The sequence below is a fragment of the Flavobacterium algoriphilum genome (assembly GCF_048158655.1).
GTDB classification, from domain to species: domain Bacteria; phylum Bacteroidota; class Bacteroidia; order Flavobacteriales; family Flavobacteriaceae; genus Flavobacterium; species Flavobacterium algoriphilum.
The window spans coordinates 115307-133851 of record NZ_JBLNKY010000002.1; the positions used below are offsets into that span (position 1 = coordinate 115307).

Consider the following 18545-nt stretch of genomic DNA (forward strand, 5'->3'; position numbering starts at 1 on the left):
AAGCAGAATGAAGGATAAAATAAAAAGTATTAAAACTACCAGCGAAAATTCAGATTTTATTACTCTCATCGCTGCATTAGATAAAAGTTTATGGGAACGTTATCCAGAATTAAAAACAAATTATTGGGGTAATAATATTCTAGCATTAAATCCGAATGTTGTGCTTATTTATTTCGAAAATAAGCCTGTAGCTTGCGGTTGTTTTAAGAAATATGATAAAAATACAATTGAATTAAAGCGTATGTTTGTTTCTCCTGAAGCAAGAGGGATGGGGTTTGCCCAAAAAATAGTAAATGAACTGGAACTTTGGGCGCATGAGTTAGGGTTTTCTTTCTCTGTTTTAGAGACGTTAAATAAACAAAATGAAGCTGTGGGTTTGTATCAAAAGGTAGGTTATACTATTATTGAAAACTATCCACCTTACGTAGGTTTAGAAAATAGCATCTGCATGAAAAAACAAATTTAATAGATAAGCCTATGCCTGAAAATTCTTTTTTTCCAATCACCAATTGGTCCGAAGACGACAAACCACGAGAAAAACTGATGTTAAAAGGTAAAAGTGTCTTGAGTGATGCGGAACTAATTGCTATTTTGATTGGTTCTGGAAGTCGCAATGAATCAGCAGTTGATTTGAGCAAACGGATTTTAGGGAGTGTCAATAATAATCTAAATGCGTTAGGGAAATTATCTATTTCTCAATTGACAAATTTTAAAGGAATAGGAGAGGCCAAAGCTATTTCGATTATTGCGGCTTTGGAACTAGGAAGACGAAGAAGGGCAGAAGATGCTGTTGAATTAACAAAAATTACTTCTAGTAAAACTATTTTCGAAATCATGCAGCCTATTATTGGTGAATTGCCACACGAGGAATTTTGGATTGTGTATTTAAATAATTCAAATAAGGTTATTTCAAAATCACAATTGAGTAAAGGAGGAATAACTGGAACCTTGGTAGATGTGCGATTAGTTTTTAAAACTGCACTTGAAATGGGGGCAACTGGGTTAATATTATGTCACAACCATCCTTCAGGAACTTTAATTCCCAGTGATGCCGACAAACAAATTACATGGAAGCTGAAATTAGCTGGAGATAGTTTAGAAATAAAAGTTTTAGATCATCTTATTGTGACAGAAACTAGTTATTATAGTTTTGTTGATGAAGGAATATTTTAGAAATAAAAAATGAAACATACCATTATAAAAGACGTTTTCTTTGATTTAGATCATACACTTTGGGATTTTGATAGGAATTCCGAATTAACGTTTGAGACTATTTTCAATAGAAGTCATCCGACAATTGAAACTGCTGCATTCATTGAAAAATATGTGCCAATAAATCAAGCGTGCTGGAAATTGTATCAATATGATAAAATTACCCATGCTGAATTGCGTTACAATCGATTGAAGCATTCTTTTGATGAATTGAATTATACTATTTCCGATGAACAGATTGAAGATATTGCTCAAGAATACATTCAGCGATTACCAGAGAACAATCATCTTTTTGACGGGACTTTGGAGGTTTTGGAGTATTTAAATCAAAAATATAAACTGCATATTATTACTAATGGTTTTGCTGAGGTGCAATTTAAAAAAATAAGTAATTCCAATATTGGTAGTTATTTCCAAACGATTACCAATTCTGAAATGGCCGGGGTCAAAAAACCAAATCCTATTATCTTCGAATATGCCCTTGATTTGGCCAAAGCTAAAAAAGAAAGTAGTGTTATGATTGGAGATTGCATTGAAGCGGATGTTCATGGAGCTCTTAATGCAGGGTTAGATGCAATTTTTTTTAATATAAGCAACCTAAAAGTGGAACAAAATATTAAACAAGTCAATTATTTATTAGAGTTAAAAAAATATTTATGAATTATGAAATCGCCATGATTCCAAAAAACACAATCATAAATAAAGAAAGGTGATATCATATTCCATTAAAAAACAAATAGCGTATACATATGAAAACAACATTCTTATTTCTAGTAGTATTAATTTCAAGTTGCTGTTTCTCGCAATCCGTAAATGATTATAAAGCGGTTCTTGTTCCTTTAAAATTTGACTTTACAAAAAGCGACAATCAATATAGATTGGCCACTCTATCTAAATTTAATTTAAATAAAGCGGGTTTTCAAGGCTTTTATATAAATGAGCCTTTGCCTAAAGAGAACAATGATAGATGTAGTTTGTTATATTTTGATGTGGTAAAAGAAAAGTCTTTTTTAACAACTAAACTGTATGTCACTTTCAAGGATTGTAATGGAAAAATAATATTTCAATCAGCAAATGGTGTGAGTAAAGAAAAAGACTATCAACTGGCTTACACCGAAGCACTGAATAAGGCTTTTGTGTCGGTTTATGCTTTACAATATAAATATAATAATGGGGGTTCAATTGTAGTTTCCGGACCAGATGTGCAAAATGTCTCTAAAGGAATAACCGAAATTGGTTCAACTTCAGAGCCTGTAAAACAAGTTGTAAGATCACAGAATACAATTGTTGATAGTTCGAAAATGCTGTATGCACAACCTACAATTGCGGGTTTTCAATTAATTGATAGTACACCAAAAGTGATAATGAAAGTGTATAATACTTCTAGAAAAGATTCTTTCATTGCAACAAAAGGAAATACACAAGGTATTTTAATTGCAATTGATAATCAGTGGTTTTTTGAATATTACCTAAATGACAAATTAATTTCTGAAAAAGTAGATGTTAAATTTTAGATTTTAAAAGATATAATTTTTTAAAGCGATGCCCAGCATCGCTTTAATTTTAATATCCATATTTATTTTTCCAACGGTTTTTTAGGAATTCCCGAATGGTATTTTCTCTTGAGTTATTTCCTGGAATAAAAATTGGTTTATTACTTAATTCATTTGGTAGAAATTCCTGTTCAGCAAAATTGTTAGCAAAATCGTGTGAATATTTATACTCCTCACCATAACCCAATTCTTTCATTAATTTTGTTGGAGCATTGCGCAAATGAATTGGAACTGGTAAGTCGCCTGTTTGTTTGACTAATTGTTGTGCGGTTCCTATCGCTAGATAAGAAGCATTACTTTTTGGCGATGTTGCTAAATAAATGGCACATTGACTTAATATAATTCTACTTTCAGGATATCCAATAGTTGAAACAGCTTGAAATGCATTATTGGCCATAATAAAAGCGGTAGGATTTGCATTTCCTATATCTTCACTAGATAGAATGAGCATACGTCTTGCTATAAATTTTACATCTTCACCGCCTTCAATCATTCTTGCAAGCCAATAAACTGCTCCATTAGGATCACTACCGCGAATTGATTTTATAAAAGCCGAAACAATATCATAATGCTGTTCACCACTTTTATCATATAAAACTGTATTTTGCTGCACCAATTCAAAAACCCGATCGTTGGTAATTGTAATTTCAGCTTCATTAGAGGCGTTTACGACAAGTTCAAAAATATTTAATAGCTTGCGTCCATCACCTCCGGAAAGTCTCAAAAGCGCTTCTGTTTCTTTTAAAATAATGTTTTTCGTTGCCAAAAAAGTATCTGTTTTAATAGCACGTTCCAATAAGGATTCCAAATCAGCTTTTGTAAAAGCATTTAAAACATAAACTTGGCAACGTGAAAGTAAAGCGGGGATGACTTCAAAACTCGGATTTTCGGTTGTAGCTCCTATTAATGTAATCCAGCCTTTTTCTACAGCAGCTAATAAAGAATCTTGTTGTGATTTGCTAAAACGATGAATTTCATCTATGAATAGGATAGGATTTTTCGCTGTAAAAAGACCACCACTTTGTTTGGCTTTTTCAATAACCTCTCGAATATCTTTCACGCCTGAATTGATTGCGCTCAAAATATAAAACGGTCGCTTAGATTCTTGAGCGATAATTTGTGCTAAAGTTGTTTTCCCCGTCCCTGGTGGTCCCCAAAAAATAAGCGAAGGAATTAATCCTTTAGTAATTTGCTGTGTTAATGAGCCACTTGGCCCTACCAAATGGGATTGACTTATGTAGTCCTCTAATTTTTGTGGTCGAATGCGTTCTGCAAGTGGTGCTTCCATTTTGTAAAATTACTATATTTCAAACTGAACTTGTTTTAGTTTCTAATTTTTTTTGGAGCTATTTCCTGCTGTCCACTGTATCTTTTTATCTCGTAAAAAAAACGAGATAAAAAGGATGCCGTTTCCATTTGGGAGGGGTCTGTATTAAAATGTCCTTTTGGGTTTAGTATGACAAAATAGCATTAAATTGCTTTTGGATAAATTTTTGAGTTTAATTCAGCAAGAACACGAAACTAAAACTAATGGATAATCATTTCAAATTTACTAATGCGGTTATTGGACTTCCGCTTTTTTTTGTAGTATTCCTGTGGTTTGTTTTTTGGATTGAAATGCGATTTGATTTTGATTTTGTTGAAAATGGGATTTACCCAAGAGTGTTTTCTGGTTTACAAGGAGTTTTTTTTAGTCCATTTATTCACGCTGATATTGAGCATCTATATAATAATTCAATTCCATTGTTGATTTTATTAGCTGCTTTGCATTTTTTTTATGCGAATCAGTCTGCTAAAGTTATTGTATTTGGAGTTTTACTTTCGGGAATGATTACTTGGGTTATTGGCAGGGACAATTATCATATTGGTGCTAGTGGTTTGATTTATGTCTTGGTGAGTTTTATTTTTTTTAAAGGCCTACAAACAAAATATTATCGCTTGGTGGCTTTGTCACTTTCGGTTATTGTTATTTATGGAGGGTTGGTTTGGTATGCTTTTCCAAAGGTTGATAAGACAATTTCTTGGGAAGGCCATTTGGCTGGCTTGATAACTGGTTTTGTTTTATCTTTATTTTATAAAACACCGGAGTATAAAAAGGTAATCAAGTACGATTGGGAAAAACCAGATTATAATCCTGATGGTGATCCTTTCATGGAGCGTTTTGATACGGAGGGGAATTTCGTTAATCTTCCGCCACCTGAAGAATCAGAAGAATTATGGGCTTATTATTCTTCATCGCTTCCTGTAGATTATACAATAGTTCCAAACGAAAAAAATGAATCAAAACCGGAGTCTTAATTCATTTTTAACATATTGATTTTTTTTAAAATCAAAAATATTTTAACTTCTTTGTCGTACTGCTTCATACAAAAAGGCACCACAAGCTACCGAAACATTTAAAGAGCCAATAGTTCCAAACATAGGCAGTTTTGCTTTCTCATCAACAATTTTTAAAACCGATGGGTTTACACCACGATCTTCAGATCCCATAATTATCGCTACAGGTTCATTTAATGAAATGTCATAGATATTTTGATCTGTTTTTTCTGTAGCGGCTACTGTTTTAATGCCACTGGCCTGTAAAAGAAAAATAGCATCTTTGATGTGTTCTACTTTACAAATAGGAATGTTAAAAACGGCTCCGGCGGAGGTTTTTACAGTATCGCCATTAACAGGTGCTGAACCTGCTTTTTGAACTATGATTCCGTTTACTCCCGTACATTCAGCGGTTCTTATTATAGCACCAAAATTACGGGCATCAGATATTTGATCCAAAATTAAAAACAATGGTTTTTTTCCATTTTCAATTACAGACTCGATCAAAGATTCTAAATCAAAAAACGAGATAGGAGAAATGGTTGCCACTGCACCCTGGTGGTTATTTGGCGTAAGTCGATTTAGTTTTTCAACAGGAACATAAGAAAAATTAATGTTACCGCGTTTCATTACTTTCATTAAGTCCTTCATTAGTTCGCTACTAGCTTCCTTTTGAATATAGACTTTGTCTACAGTTGCGCCCGCTTGTATGGCTTCAATTATTGCTCTAATCCCAAATATTTGATGTTCTTTTTCCATGGCGCAAAGATATAAAAAAAAACCACCCCAAAAATGGGATGGTTTTAATAAAAATTAATTAAGTGAAATTTATAATTTATCCCAGAATATTTTTGATGTTAATTTATCTCCGCCTGTTACAGTTGCTGCTGCTGCAGTAACATTTGTAGCGTTAACAGTTGCTTCACCTGCTGGATAAGTTAACCTTGTTGGAACTGATTTTATATCGTTGTAAGTAGTAGTAGGAGCAAGTAATACTGGAAAATCTAATCTTCTCCAAGAATCCCATGCTTCAAATCCTCTGTTATATAAAGCAATCCATGCTTGCTCTCCAATGCTTTTTTTCCAAGCTGCAATTGATGTCCCATTGTAAGGATTAGCAGCTAGATAAGCTATTGCATCGTCTTTTGCTACACCCCAGTTATCCATAGAAGCAAAAACAGCGTTGTTGTAATGGAAAACTGGAGAGCCAGCAGCAGCTATACCTCTTGCGGCTGCCTCAGCCAACAGAAATTCTTGTTCACTATATGAAAGTATAGTCCCTGGAAAAGTTGGAGCTAAAATGTTACTATTTATAGTGGAAAAATTTGTATAACTATTTGATGAGCCATAAATACCTCCTTTATATACAGTAGTACCTGGTGCAAATGTGAAATATTTAGCTCTTCTTGGATCAGATAATGCGTTTAATTTATTAACGAATGTATCGGCAATCACAAAATCTTTTCTTCCGCTTGCAACTATATCTGCATATAGTGGGTTTGCGTTAGGTTGTGCGCCTAAATAATTTAAATTAGCATCATCACTATTGCTTGACATAAGTCCTGCGTTTATCGCAGCTGTAGCTTGGGCAGAAGAATAAGTTGCATCAACGTCAGACATATTTATAGCAAGTCTTAATCTTAGAGTATTTGCAAATTTTTTCCATTTTGCAGTATTGCCACTATATATTAAATCAGCGGTCCCAAAACTACTTTCTGAAGTATTTAATTTAGCTTGAGCCGCAGTTAATCTTGCAATAAGATCTTTATAGATCGTTTGTGCATCGTCATACTTTGGCAACGGATGTGCCTCGATATCTAAAGCTTCAGAATAAGGAACATTACCAAAGCTATCTACTAAAACACTAAAAGTGTAAGCATTCATTATTTCGATTATAGCTCTTTTATTAGCCACAATTGCCGCTTCACTTGCTCCAGCGGTAACAACTTTATTTAATAAAGTGTTAGACTCTTTAAAATCTCTAAGAACATCTCTGTAAAGGGTTGTAAAGTGAGCATCAGGAATAGGTCTTGTAGTCAAATTATACTGACTTTCATCTGGATAAGTAGTTTCTGTCCACTGTTGTACTAACATTCTGAAAACGTTTCTGTTGACAGAAGCATTTACCATTTGGTCTACTAAAGTTTTTTGAGCATTTGTGAATAAAAACTCGGGTTTGGCAGATGTTGGATTTTTCGTGTCTGTATTTAATCCTGTTATATCATCAGTACATGATACGGTCAAGGCTAAAAACGAGATTATTAAAACTATTTTTTTCATAATTTAAAATTTAAATGTTACGTTAACACCAACATTTCTTGTCGTTGGTAAAGAACCGATTGAGTAACCTGCTGATGAAGCACTTGCACTTAACCCACTTTCTGGGTCAGCATACGGAAGGTTTTTATCTATTATCCATAAATTTGAACCTACTATACTAAATTTCATTTCTTGAAGATTCATTCTTGTAACAAGTGTAGATGGAAGAGAATAACTAATATTTACCTCTCTTAGCTTAATAAATGAAGCGTCATATACGAAAGCTTTATTTGGTGCTCTCCTATATCCAGAAACATTACCATATTGGTTTGGAGAAGGAGTTCTAACCGTATTAGGTACACCTGCAGCAGTAACACCTGGCAAGATAACACCACCACCATTGGCAATTGTATTTCTAATTGGGTTGCCCAATTCATTAGTACCTGCAGTAACATCATATAAACCTGTGGCTAAGCCGTAAGATTGATCAAGTGAAAAGATATCTCCACCTTTTTTCATATCAATTAAGAATCCGAAAGATAAGTTTTTATATGTAAATTTATTACGAATACCACCTAACCAATCAGGATTAACATCTCCAATAACATTATTAGCAGTTGGGTTAAGCACGTATCTACCATTAGCGCCAACTATTCTTTCTCCGTTTAAGTAAGTAAAATCAGTTCCTTTAAGTACCCCATAAGGTTGTCCTATTGAAGCATTTAAAGTTACACCACCTTGAAAGGAGTTCAATCTTAAATTTTCAATTCCTGGAGCTAACTTGGTTACTTTATTTTTGTTTTTAGACCAGTTTACAAAAATATCCCATGCGAAATCTTTTGTTTTAAAAGGTGTAACGTTAAATTGAACCTCTAAACCTTTGTTTTCTACAGTTGCGGCATTAATATATCTTGCACTATTACCCGTAGCAGTTGAAAAAGGAACTTGGAAAGCTTCTCCGTTGTTTACGTTTCTGTAAGCACTTACTTCAAAACCAAGTCTTCTGTTTAAAAATTGCATTTCTAAACCAATTTCTTGTGTATTTGTTTTTACTGCTTCTAAGTTTGGATTGTTTTTTGTACCGCCAACAGAATATTGTTGATTAGAACCAAAGGGATCGTTTTTAACATAAGTATCCACTAAAGACAAATTTGGTGTTCCTAGCGGGCTTTCAGAATAACCAGCTCTAATTTTACCAAAACTTAACCACGGTTGATCAATATGTTTCGTAAAAACATAACTTCCAGAAGCTGAGTAGCTCCAAATTGCATTCTTTCCTGCAGGTAGACTTGAAAACGCGTCTCTCCTTGCAGTTGCATCTATAAAAAAGAAATCTTTAAAGCCGACAGATGCTGATCCGTAATAACTATTAACTCCTTGGTTAATTTCTGCTTCCAAAGGGAAAGGAACGGTTTGAACCGAATTTGATAAACTGAACAAGTCTGGTACGATAAGACCGCCTTGTGTAGAGTTTAATGTAGAGGCAATTCTAGTTCGTACAGCAGTGCCTCCAAGAATACCAGTAAAATTAATATTTTCTGAGATGTCTTTTTTGAATGTTAAGATAAAATCATAATTTTGTTCAGAAAAAGATCTTTGATATTTTTGGTATCCAGATGTTTCGTCTAATCTGTTTATTCCAAACTGACCTGCTATAGATCCGAATGCTCTTCTTTCTTCACGTAATTCGCTGTAAGAATCAGTCGATATTTTAGCTGTAGCTGTTACCCAGTCAGCAATTTTGTAATCCAGTTTCGAGTAGCCGATGAAACGGTTTCTTTCGTCAGACTGGAAGTTTTTATTTCTGATAAAATAAGGGTTATCCCAGTATATTTGAGTTAAGTCAGATGGATCGGTGAAATTCCAGTTAATGTTTTGTCCTCCTGATCTTTCATAAACCTGTTTTAATTCTTGAACGTCTACGTTAGTTTGCCACCACTGACGGAAATTTGACATAATGTTTTCATTATAACCCGTTGAGTTTCTACCTACCGTGCTCTGCGAATTGTAATTGGCAAAAACACTAGCTGATAATTTATCAGTAAACTTATGATTGATTTTAGCGCTAACGCTATTTTTTTTCATATCACTGTTTGGAAGAATACCAGTTTGTTTAGAATTAGTATAATTTAATACAAAGTTAGTAGTGTCATTTCCGTCTTCTATTGAAACAGAGTTGTTAAATGAAGTTCCTGTTTGGAAGAAAGTTGTTGGGTCATTCTTAGCAGCTACCCATGGAGTAGCTTTTCCATAACTATCAGACCAAGGAGTAAATGCATTCCAGTTATATACACTCAAATTAGGGTTAAAAGCTGCTCCATAAGAAGCGTCTTCAGATGTAGGGACAACTAAATCTGCTACACCGTCTAAGTTGATATCTCTTGATAAGAAATATCCGGAAGCATCTTCATAAAAAGGACCGTAACCTGCTCCATATTTATCTTGATATTTAACGAAAGTAGATTTGTCAATAGTACTTCCAACAAATTCAGAAGAAACAGTGATTCCCATACCTTTTTTTGCTCTACCTTTTTTAGTTGTAATCATTACAACACCATTACCACCTAAATAACCGTATAAAGCGGAAGCTGCAGCTCCTTTTAATATATTTACACTTTCTATGTCTTCAGGGTTGATATCCATTGCGTTGTTACCATAATCGTAAGTTCCGCCAGCTCCTGATGCTTGGTTACCTGTACCGCCGGTTACTAAGGAGTTATTAATTGGCATTCCATCGATAACAATTAGCATTTCATTACTACCAGTTAAACTTTTAACCCCTCTGGATACAATACTAGAGGAACCACCAAAATTATTGTTTCTTTTGATATTAACACCTGCTACTTTTCCAGAAAGTTCGTTTATGAAATTTCCACTTCCAGCACCGGAATTTAAGTCTTCTGCTTTAACTTCTTGTGTTGCATATCCAAGAGATTTTTTTTCTCTTTTAATTCCCAAAGCTGTAACTACAACACCTTCAAGTTCTAATGCATCACTAACTAATTTTACATTAATAGTTGCTGAACTCGCTGCTGCTTCCCTGGTTTTCATACCAATGTAGCTAAAAATTAAGACTTGACTTGGCGATGCTTTGATGGCGTATTTTCCATCAAAATCAGTTTGTGTTCCAGATTTAGTTCCTTTCACTAATACACTCACACCTGGTAAAGGCAATCCTGCATTATCAGAAACAGTTCCTGAAACAGCTCTTTCTTGCGCAAAAGTTAGTTGCGCCACAAGTACTACTAATAGTACTAAGAATCCATTGAACTTTAGTTTCATTTTTAATTATTTTGAATTAGTGAGACAAAAATCTTAATAATTTGTTAACTTTCCTAACATTTCAAATGATTTTTTATGCATGCATTCAAAATTTAACATTGTAACATAAGTGAATAATAGTGTTATAAAAATTTATTTTTTGGGTTTTGTTGCTTCCGTTTGCAAAAGCTAATTTCAGTAATCCGTTTTTTGTTAGTACTCCTAATCCCATTCCTAGCCCGGTTAAGCTCATTTTTTGGTTGTTTCCTTCCGGTGTTGTTTTGTCTTTGTATATGCCGTAATCAATTATAGAATGAATATATAAACTTGGTGAAAGTGTGTATCGATATTCTGTTAATATTAATGTTAAAAAATGTGCTTGAAGACTGTTTTCTTCGAATCCTCGTATGGAATTTAGCCCTCCAAAACGAATTAGTTCATTTATGATGTAAGTATCGCTTTTCAAAAAATAATTCTGGCTTTTTATGTTAATGCTGTTTTTTTTATTTAAATAAAAATTATGCATTACTTCTAGATTCACAAAAAGTTGTTTGTTTGTGGTTGTAGTTTGAGGTAGGTTGTTGGATTTCTTTTTCCCAAGTCCAATAGCAAATGTAAAAATTGATTTTTTTGTAAAAAGAGAATTGTTACTATCGTTCCTTATGTATTCGAAATCTGAAGTCCAAAATGAGTTTTTATAATCGCTTATTTGTTTGCTGTTGGTATTCTGAATATCGATGGATTCGGTTGATTGGTATCCTGCATAAATTCGGGTGTTGTAATTGATAAAATACCCTAAGTTAATTCCTTTTTTTGTGTTTTGGTAGGTGCTGTCTTGTTTGAAAATTATCAGATGAGTTTTTAGGGCGATTGGACTTTTAAATAAATAGGGTAATTCTAAACTGGTTTTAAATGTTTTTTGTTTGTTTCCATCGCTTTTCCAATAAATGGAAAATTGTTCTCCTGCCTGAAGCGTGTTTTCAAGATTGATGTCCAAATAGCCGTTAAAATTAATTTTTTTGTTTTCATTGTTCGAAAATCCTATAAAGCCGTCAAAAGTATTCGATTTTCTTTTTTCAAGATATACGTATATTTTTGTGCTGTCTTTTGAGAATAAAATTTCAGGATATTTTATCTGATTGACAAATTTGAACTTTTCAAATTCTTTGTGTATTTCATTAACAATGTTTTGATTGAAAATTTTATTTTGGTATTTGTGATTGATTTGGTTTATGTATCCTTTTGGAAATTTTATTTTATTGCCCTTTTCAATATATTTAATTTCTATTGCGTTTAATTTTCTTTTTTTGTCAGATGTGAATTCTAAATCAGCGTAAAGTGTCTGATTTCTATTTTGAATATTAATCAGTTTTAATTTTGCTAAAGCAAATCCTTTTTGTTCTAATTTTTGTAAAGTATTGTTCAGGAATGTTGCTGTTTCTTCATATCGGATGATGATTGTGTCTTTAACTTTGTTAGGTACGATCGAGTTGTATAATTCATTATTTCTACCTATATATATATGTATCGTTTTGACCCTATTGTGCAAACTTAGTTTTGCTGTATAACTAGTGTCATTTACTTTTATATTATCAGTTATAATGTTTTCAATAAATCCTATTTCTGATAATTTATCTGCTATTCGAATTGTTTCGTCACTGATGGATTTTACGTTTTTATGATTCGAATTATAATTCAATGAATCAATAGTTTTTGTTTCGGAATCAGTGCTGCCAATAATGTGTAATTGAAAATTTTGAGCTGAACAACCCAATCCAAAACAAAAAAATATAATGAAAATAAGTATGGGTTTCAATGAGTTTCTGTTTTTAATAAAAGTAATGCAAATATCGGTTGTTTGTAGTGAAAATAAAATGATTAAATAATCTTATTGAAAATTAATGGTTTAACGTTTGTAGAGTAAAAAATATTTTCTACATTTGCAACCCCGTAAAAAGCGGGAATTTAATATAATAAGAAATTTTTAGTATTAATTATGCCAACAATTCAACAATTAGTAAGAACAGGAAGAACTCAGATAACTAAGAAGAGTAAATCGGTTGCTTTAGATTCTTGTCCTCAAAGAAGAGGGGTTTGTACGCGTGTTTACACTACAACACCAAAAAAACCAAACTCTGCAATGCGTAAAGTAGCGCGTGTACGTTTGACAAATGGTAATGAAGTGAATGCTTACATCCCTGGTGAAGGACACAATTTACAAGAGCACTCGATAGTATTAGTTAGGGGTGGAAGGGTAAAAGATTTACCAGGAGTTAGATACCACATCGTTCGTGGTGCACTTGATACGTCAGGAGTAGCAGGAAGAACGCAAAGAAGATCTAAGTATGGAGCAAAACGCCCAAAAGAAGTAAAAAAGTAATTTAAAAAGTTATTTCTTGTAGCGATGTGATTAGTCACATTTGTATGGGTATGACCTTTTATTAAAAAAAAGACATGAGAAAAAGAGCGGCAAAGAAAAGACCACTTTTACCAGATCCAAGGTTTAATGACCAACTGGTAACACGTTTTGTGAACAACTTAATGTGGGATGGAAAAAAATCGACAGCGTTTAAAGTATTTTATGATGCGATTGACATCATTGAGTCTAAAAAACAAGATGCAGAGAAACCATCATTAGAAATTTGGAAAGATGCGTTAACCAATGTTATGCCTCACGTAGAAGTACGTAGTCGTAGAGTAGGTGGGGCGACATTTCAAATTCCAATGCAAATTCGTCCAGATAGAAAAATTTCTATGGCGATGAAATGGTTAATTCTTTATTCTAGAAGAAGAAACGAAAAATCGATGGCTCAAAGGTTAGCTTCAGAATGTTTAGCTGCGGCTAAAGAAGAAGGTGCTGCCGTTAAGAAAAGAATGGATACTCACAAAATGGCAGAAGCTAATAAAGCATTCTCTCACTTTAGATTTTAATTCATAAGAAATGGCTAGAGATCTAAAATACACAAGAAATATTGGAATTGCTGCCCACATTGATGCTGGTAAAACAACAACAACGGAGCGTATATTATTCTATACAGGTAAATCACACAAAATAGGTGAAGTACACGATGGTGCTGCAACTATGGACTGGATGGCGCAAGAGCAAGAAAGAGGTATTACAATTACTTCTGCTGCTACTACTTGTGAGTGGAATTTTCCTACTACACAAGGAGTGCCTTTACCGGAAACATTGCCGTATCACTTTAATATTATTGATACCCCAGGACACGTTGATTTTACTGTTGAAGTAAATCGTTCATTACGTGTACTTGATGGTTTAGTTTTCTTGTTTAGTGCTGTTGATGGTGTTGAGCCTCAATCAGAGACTAACTGGAGACTTGCAGATCAATATAGAGTACCGCGTATCGGATTCGTTAATAAAATGGACCGTCAAGGTTCTAACTTTTTGATGGTTTGTCAGCAAGTTAGAGACATGTTGAAATCTAATGCAGTTGCTATTACTTTGCCAATTGGTGAAGAAAACGACTTCAAAGGGGTGGTAGATTTAGTTAAAAATCAAGCTATTGTATGGCATGAAGAAGGTTTGGGTGCTACGTATGATATTGTGCCTATTCCTGAAGATATGATTGCAGAAGTGAAAGAATACCGATCAATTCTTATTGAAGCAGTTGCTGATTATGATGAGAATTTGTTGGAAAAATTCATGGAAGATGAAGACTCTATTACAGAGGAAGAAATTAATACTGCTTTAAGAGCTGCTACTATGGATATGGCTATCATTCCGATGATTGCTGGTTCTTCTTTCAAAAACAAAGGAGTTCAATTTATGTTAGATGCAGTATGTAAGTATTTGCCATCTCCAATGGATAAAGAAGGTATTGAAGGGATTCATCCTGATGATGCTGATTTATTAGAAGAAGATCAAACTAAAATTTTACGTAAGCCTGATGTTAAAGAGCCATTCGCAGCTTTAGCATTTAAAATTGCTACTGACCCATTCGTAGGTCGTTTAGCTTTCTTCCGTGCTTATTCAGGACGTTTAGATGCAGGTTCTTATGTGTTGAACACTCGTTCAGGAAACAAAGAAAGAATTTCTCGTATCTATCAAATGCATGCTAACAAACAAAATCCAATCGATTATATCGAAGCAGGTGATATTGGAGCAGCAGTAGGATTTAAAGATATTAAAACTGGAGATACATTGTGTGATGAAAAACACCCGATTATTCTTGAGTCAATGAAATTTCCTGCACCGGTAATTGGTATTGCAATTGAGCCAAAAACTAAAGCTGACGTAGATAAAATGGGTATGGCTTTGGCTAAATTAGCTGAGGAAGATCCAACATTTACTGTTAGAACAGATGAGGCTTCAGGTCAAACTATTATCTCTGGTATGGGTGAGCTTCACTTAGATATCCTTGTTGATAGAATGAAACGTGAATTTAAAGTTGAAGTGAACCAAGGTGAACCTCAAGTTGAATATAAAGAAGCATTTACTAAATCTGCACAACACAGAGAAACTTACAAAAAACAATCAGGTGGTCGTGGTAAATTCGGTGATATCGTATTTAGAATCGAACCAGCAGATTTAGTTGACGGTAAAGCTCCGGTAGGATTGCAGTTTATTAATGCAGTGAAAGGTGGTAACGTTCCTAAAGAATATATCCCTTCAGTTGAAAAAGGTTTCAGAGAAGCTATGAAAACAGGTCCTTTAGCAGGATACCAAGTAGATAGTTTGAAAGTAACTTTATTAGACGGATCTTTTCACCCTGTCGATTCAGATGCGCTTTCTTTTGAGTTAGCTGCAAGAATGGGTTACAGAGAGTCAGGTCGTGCTGCAGGTGCTGTTATTCTTGAGCCTATCATGAAAATGGAAGTTATTACACCAGAAGAAAACATGGGAGATATCGTAGGTGATATTAACCGTCGTAGAGGTCAGGTAAATGACATGGGTGATAGAAATGGTGCTAAAACTATTAAAGCTGATGTGCCATTATCAGAAATGTTTGGTTATGTTACTACTTTAAGAACTTTGTCTTCAGGTCGTGCAACATCAACAATGGAATTTTCACATTACGCTGAAACTCCTTCGAATATTTCGGAAGCAGTTATCAAAAAAGCAAAAGGAAACGCTTAATCTTTAAGAAAATGAGTCAAAAAATTAGAATAAAATTAAAATCTTACGATCACATGTTGGTAGACAAGTCTGCTGAAAAGATTGTAAAAACTGTAAAAAGTACAGGTGCAGTAGTAACAGGACCAATTCCATTGCCAACTCACAAAAAACTTTTCACTGTACTGCGTTCTCCACACGTTAACAAAAAAGCGAGAGAGCAATTTGAAGTAATGTCATACAAGAGATTAATTGACATTTATTCATCTTCATCTAAAACTATTGATGCTTTAATGAAACTTGAATTGCCAAGTGGAGTTGAAGTTGAAATCAAAGTTTAAGTAGTTTAAGAGTAAAAAGGACGCTGTTTTTAATCGAAAATTATTTTTTTGGTTTGTGTGTAAATAAGTTATACATTTGCACCCACTAAAAAAATAGGATTCGGTTAAAAGCTGCGTTCTATATTTATATTTAATAATTAATAATTAATAATTATGTCTGGGTTAATTGGTAAAAAAATCGGCATGACTAGCATTTTCGACGAGAACGGGAAGAATATTCCTTGTACGGTAATCGAAGCTGGACCATGTGTTGTTACCCAAGTCAGAACCAAAGGTGTTGACGGGTACGAAGCGTTGCAACTTGGTTTCGATGACAAAAACGAGAAACATTCCACAAAAGCGGCTTTAGGTCACTTTAAGAAAGCGGGAACTGTAGCTAAGAAAAAAGTCGTTGAATTCCGAGATTTCGCAACTGAACAAAATTTAGGAGATCTTATTGATGTTTCTATTTTTCAAGAAGGAGAATTTGTAGATGTACAAGGTGTATCTAAAGGTAAAGGTTTTCAAGGGGTTGTAAAACGTCACGGTTTTGGTGGTGTTGGACAAGCAACTCACGGTCAACACAACCGTTTAAGAGCGCCGGGTTCTGTAGGAGCTTCTTCTTATCCATCTAGAGTATTCAAAGGAATGCGTATGGCTGGACGTATGGGAGGAGACAATGTAAAAGTTCAAAACCTTAGAGTTTTAAAAGTAGTTGCTGAAAAGAACCTACTTGTTATTAAAGGATGTGTTCCTGGATGTAACAACTCTTATGTAATCATTCAGAAGTAATGGAAGCAAAAGTATTAGATTTCAACGGAAAAGATACTGGAAGAAAAGTTCAACTTTCTGATTCAGTATTTGGTATAGAACCAAACAATCACGCAGTATATCTTGATGTAAAGCAATATCTTGCTAATCAAAGACAAGGAACGCACAAAGCTAAAGAAAGAGCTGAAGTTGCGGGAAGTACGCGTAAGATTAAAAAACAAAAAGGAACTGGTACTGCTCGTGCGGGTAGTGCAAAGAATCCATTGTTTAAAGGTGGTGGAACAGTTTTCGGACCAAGACCAAGAAGTTATTCATTCAAATTGAATAAAAGCTTGAAACGTTTGGCAAGAAAATCTGCTTTCTCAATTAAAGCAAAAGAATCGAACATTATCGTTCTTGCAGACTTTGAATTTGAAACACCAAACACTAAAAATTTCATTAACGTTTTGAAAGCTTTAGAGTTAGAAAATAAAAAATCCCTGTTTGTCTTGGGTGATACAAATAAAAATGTATATTTGTCGTCACGCAATTTAAAAGGCTCTAGTGTAGTAAGTAGCTTAGAATTAAGCACTTACGCTATATTAAACGCTAATAATTTAGTGCTTTTAGAGAGTTCTTTGGAGATAATTGAAGAAAATTTAAGTAAATAATAGGATATGAGCATCATAATTAAGCCTATAGTAACGGAAAAAGTAACCAAAGAAAGTGAAGTTTTAAACCGCTTCGGATTTGTTGTTGACAAAAAAGCAAACAAGGTACAAATTAAGAAAGCTGTTGAAGCTGCTTATGGAGTAACTGTTTTGAGTGTTAACACAATGAACGTAAGACCGGATAGAACTACTAAATACACTAAAAGTGGTTTAATCAGTGGAAAGACTAATGCAATTAAAAAAGCAATTGTTCAAGTACAAGAAGGAGAAACAATTGATTTTTACAACAATATCTAAGATAAAATGTCAGTAAGAAAATTAAAACCTATTACCCCAGGTCAGCGATTTAGAGTTGTGAATGGTTATGACGCCATTACAACTGATAAGCCGGAACGCTCTTTGATAGCGCCGATAAAAAACTCTGGTGGTAGAAATAGTCAAGGAAAGATGACCATGCGTTATACAGGTGGTGGTCACAAGCAGAGATATCGTATCATTGATTTTAAACGTACAAAAGAAGGAATTCCTGCGACGGTTAAATCAATAGAATATGATCCAAATCGTACTGCGTTTATCGCTTTGTTGGCATATGCTGATGGAGAGAAAACATATGTTATTGCTCAAAACGGATTGAAAGTTGGTCAGAAATTAGTTTCTGGTCCTGAATCTCAACCTGAAATTGGTAATACATTACCTTTAAGCAGAATTCCATTAGGAACTGTGATTTCTTGTATCGAATTGAGACCAGGTCAAGGGGCGGTAATCGCTCGTTCTGCTGGAACATTTGCTCAATTAATGGCAAGAGATGGAAAATATGCTACAATCAAAATGCCTTCTGGAGAAACAAGATTAATCTTGTTGACTTGTTCGGCTACAATTGGAGCGGTTTCTAATTCAGACCACCAATTAGTTGTATCTGGAAAAGCAGGTAGAACAAGATGGTTAGGAAGAAGACCTAGAACAAGACCTGTTGCAATGAACCCTGTCGATCACCCAATGGGTGGTGGTGAAGGACGTTCTTCTGGTGGACATCCACGTTCAAGAAATGGAATACCAGCTAAAGGTTATAGAACACGTTCTAAGAAAAACCCGAGTAACAAGTATATCGTAGAACGTAGAAAGAAATAAT

18 protein-coding genes are annotated in these 18545 nt (G+C 34.1%); 13 read left to right on the forward strand and 5 right to left on the reverse strand.

Going from position 1 to position 18545, the window contains the following annotated elements; translation table 11 throughout:
• Positions 1 to 7 precede the first annotated feature (7 nt).
• From ACM55G_RS05260 to ACM55G_RS05275, 4 genes are all read left to right on the forward strand, one after another.
• A complete protein-coding gene (locus tag ACM55G_RS05260) occupies positions 8 to 466 on the forward strand; it encodes a GNAT family N-acetyltransferase (protein ID WP_416842874.1) in 459 nt (152 codons plus the stop codon).
• 11 nt (positions 467 to 477) lie between these two features.
• On the forward strand, positions 478 to 1173 hold the full coding sequence (gene radC / locus ACM55G_RS05265) for a RadC family protein (RefSeq protein WP_416842875.1): 696 nt from the start codon (positions 478 to 480) through the stop codon (positions 1171 to 1173).
• Between the two features lie 9 nt (positions 1174 to 1182).
• Complete coding sequence (locus ACM55G_RS05270) at positions 1183 to 1872, forward strand: YjjG family noncanonical pyrimidine nucleotidase (RefSeq protein ID WP_416842876.1); 690 nt, start codon at positions 1183 to 1185, stop codon at positions 1870 to 1872.
• Between the two features lie 89 nt (positions 1873 to 1961).
• A complete protein-coding gene (locus ACM55G_RS05275) occupies positions 1962 to 2726 on the forward strand; it encodes a hypothetical protein (RefSeq protein WP_416842877.1) in 765 nt (254 codons plus the stop codon).
• 49 nt (positions 2727 to 2775) lie between these two features.
• On the opposite strand, the gene ACM55G_RS05280 is transcribed toward ACM55G_RS05275, so the two are convergent.
• Positions 2776 to 4053, reverse strand: a complete 1278-nt coding sequence (locus tag ACM55G_RS05280; RefSeq protein WP_416842878.1) for a replication-associated recombination protein A — start codon at positions 4051 to 4053, stop codon at positions 2776 to 2778.
• Positions 4054 to 4295: 242 nt separating this feature from the next.
• Here ACM55G_RS05280 and ACM55G_RS05285 point away from each other — a divergent pair, with 242 nt between their 5' ends.
• On the forward strand, positions 4296 to 5063 hold the full coding sequence (locus ACM55G_RS05285; protein WP_416842879.1) for a rhomboid family intramembrane serine protease: 768 nt from the start codon (positions 4296 to 4298) through the stop codon (positions 5061 to 5063).
• A 42-nt stretch (positions 5064 to 5105) separates the two neighbouring features.
• On the opposite strand, the gene rlmB is transcribed toward ACM55G_RS05285, so the two are convergent.
• From rlmB to ACM55G_RS05305, 4 genes are all read right to left on the reverse strand, one after another.
• Positions 5106 to 5840: a 23S rRNA (guanosine(2251)-2'-O)-methyltransferase RlmB gene (gene rlmB, locus ACM55G_RS05290; RefSeq protein ID WP_035668140.1), complete on the reverse strand. Its 735-nt coding sequence runs from the start codon at positions 5838 to 5840 to the stop codon at positions 5106 to 5108.
• A gap of 69 nt (positions 5841 to 5909) precedes the next feature.
• Complete coding sequence (locus ACM55G_RS05295) at positions 5910 to 7361, reverse strand: SusD/RagB family nutrient-binding outer membrane lipoprotein (RefSeq protein WP_416842880.1); 1452 nt, start codon at positions 7359 to 7361, stop codon at positions 5910 to 5912.
• Between the two features lie 3 nt (positions 7362 to 7364).
• Positions 7365 to 10622, reverse strand: a complete 3258-nt coding sequence (locus tag ACM55G_RS05300) for a SusC/RagA family TonB-linked outer membrane protein (RefSeq protein ID WP_416842881.1) — start codon at positions 10620 to 10622, stop codon at positions 7365 to 7367.
• An 85-nt stretch (positions 10623 to 10707) separates the two neighbouring features.
• Positions 10708 to 12417: a BamA/TamA family outer membrane protein gene (locus tag ACM55G_RS05305; RefSeq protein ID WP_416842882.1), complete on the reverse strand. Its 1710-nt coding sequence runs from the start codon at positions 12415 to 12417 to the stop codon at positions 10708 to 10710.
• A 180-nt stretch (positions 12418 to 12597) separates the two neighbouring features.
• On the opposite strand from ACM55G_RS05305, the gene rpsL reads away from it, so the two are divergent.
• The 8 genes from rpsL to rplB all read left to right on the forward strand — a co-directional run bounded on the left by rpsL (position 12598) and on the right by rplB (position 18544).
• Positions 12598 to 12981, forward strand: coding sequence for a 30S ribosomal protein S12 (rpsL, locus tag ACM55G_RS05310; protein ID WP_144893908.1), 384 nt, complete (start codon positions 12598 to 12600; stop codon positions 12979 to 12981).
• A gap of 74 nt (positions 12982 to 13055) precedes the next feature.
• Positions 13056 to 13532 carry a 30S ribosomal protein S7 gene (gene rpsG / locus ACM55G_RS05315; protein ID WP_035668130.1) on the forward strand — a complete coding sequence of 159 codons (477 nt, stop codon included), beginning with the start codon at positions 13056 to 13058 and terminating at the stop codon, positions 13530 to 13532.
• A 10-nt stretch (positions 13533 to 13542) separates the two neighbouring features.
• Complete coding sequence (gene fusA, locus ACM55G_RS05320; protein WP_416842883.1) at positions 13543 to 15699, forward strand: elongation factor G; 2157 nt, start codon at positions 13543 to 13545, stop codon at positions 15697 to 15699.
• 11 nt (positions 15700 to 15710) lie between these two features.
• Positions 15711 to 16016 (forward strand): 30S ribosomal protein S10, encoded by a 306-nt coding sequence (gene rpsJ / locus ACM55G_RS05325; RefSeq protein ID WP_011963470.1) that lies wholly within the window; start codon positions 15711 to 15713, stop codon positions 16014 to 16016.
• A gap of 153 nt (positions 16017 to 16169) precedes the next feature.
• Positions 16170 to 16787 carry a 50S ribosomal protein L3 gene (gene rplC, locus ACM55G_RS05330; RefSeq protein ID WP_039110224.1) on the forward strand — a complete coding sequence of 206 codons (618 nt, stop codon included), beginning with the start codon at positions 16170 to 16172 and terminating at the stop codon, positions 16785 to 16787.
• Positions 16787 to 17416: a 50S ribosomal protein L4 gene (rplD, locus tag ACM55G_RS05335; protein WP_113666973.1), complete on the forward strand. Its 630-nt coding sequence runs from the start codon at positions 16787 to 16789 to the stop codon at positions 17414 to 17416. The genes rplC and rplD overlap by 1 nt, the downstream gene beginning before the upstream one ends.
• 6 nt (positions 17417 to 17422) lie before the next feature.
• Positions 17423 to 17713: a 50S ribosomal protein L23 gene (gene rplW, locus ACM55G_RS05340; RefSeq protein WP_104000023.1), complete on the forward strand. Its 291-nt coding sequence runs from the start codon at positions 17423 to 17425 to the stop codon at positions 17711 to 17713.
• Between the two features lie 6 nt (positions 17714 to 17719).
• Positions 17720 to 18544, forward strand: coding sequence for a 50S ribosomal protein L2 (rplB, locus tag ACM55G_RS05345; RefSeq protein ID WP_059114053.1), 825 nt, complete (start codon positions 17720 to 17722; stop codon positions 18542 to 18544).
• The last annotated feature ends 1 nt before the right edge of the window (position 18545 follow it).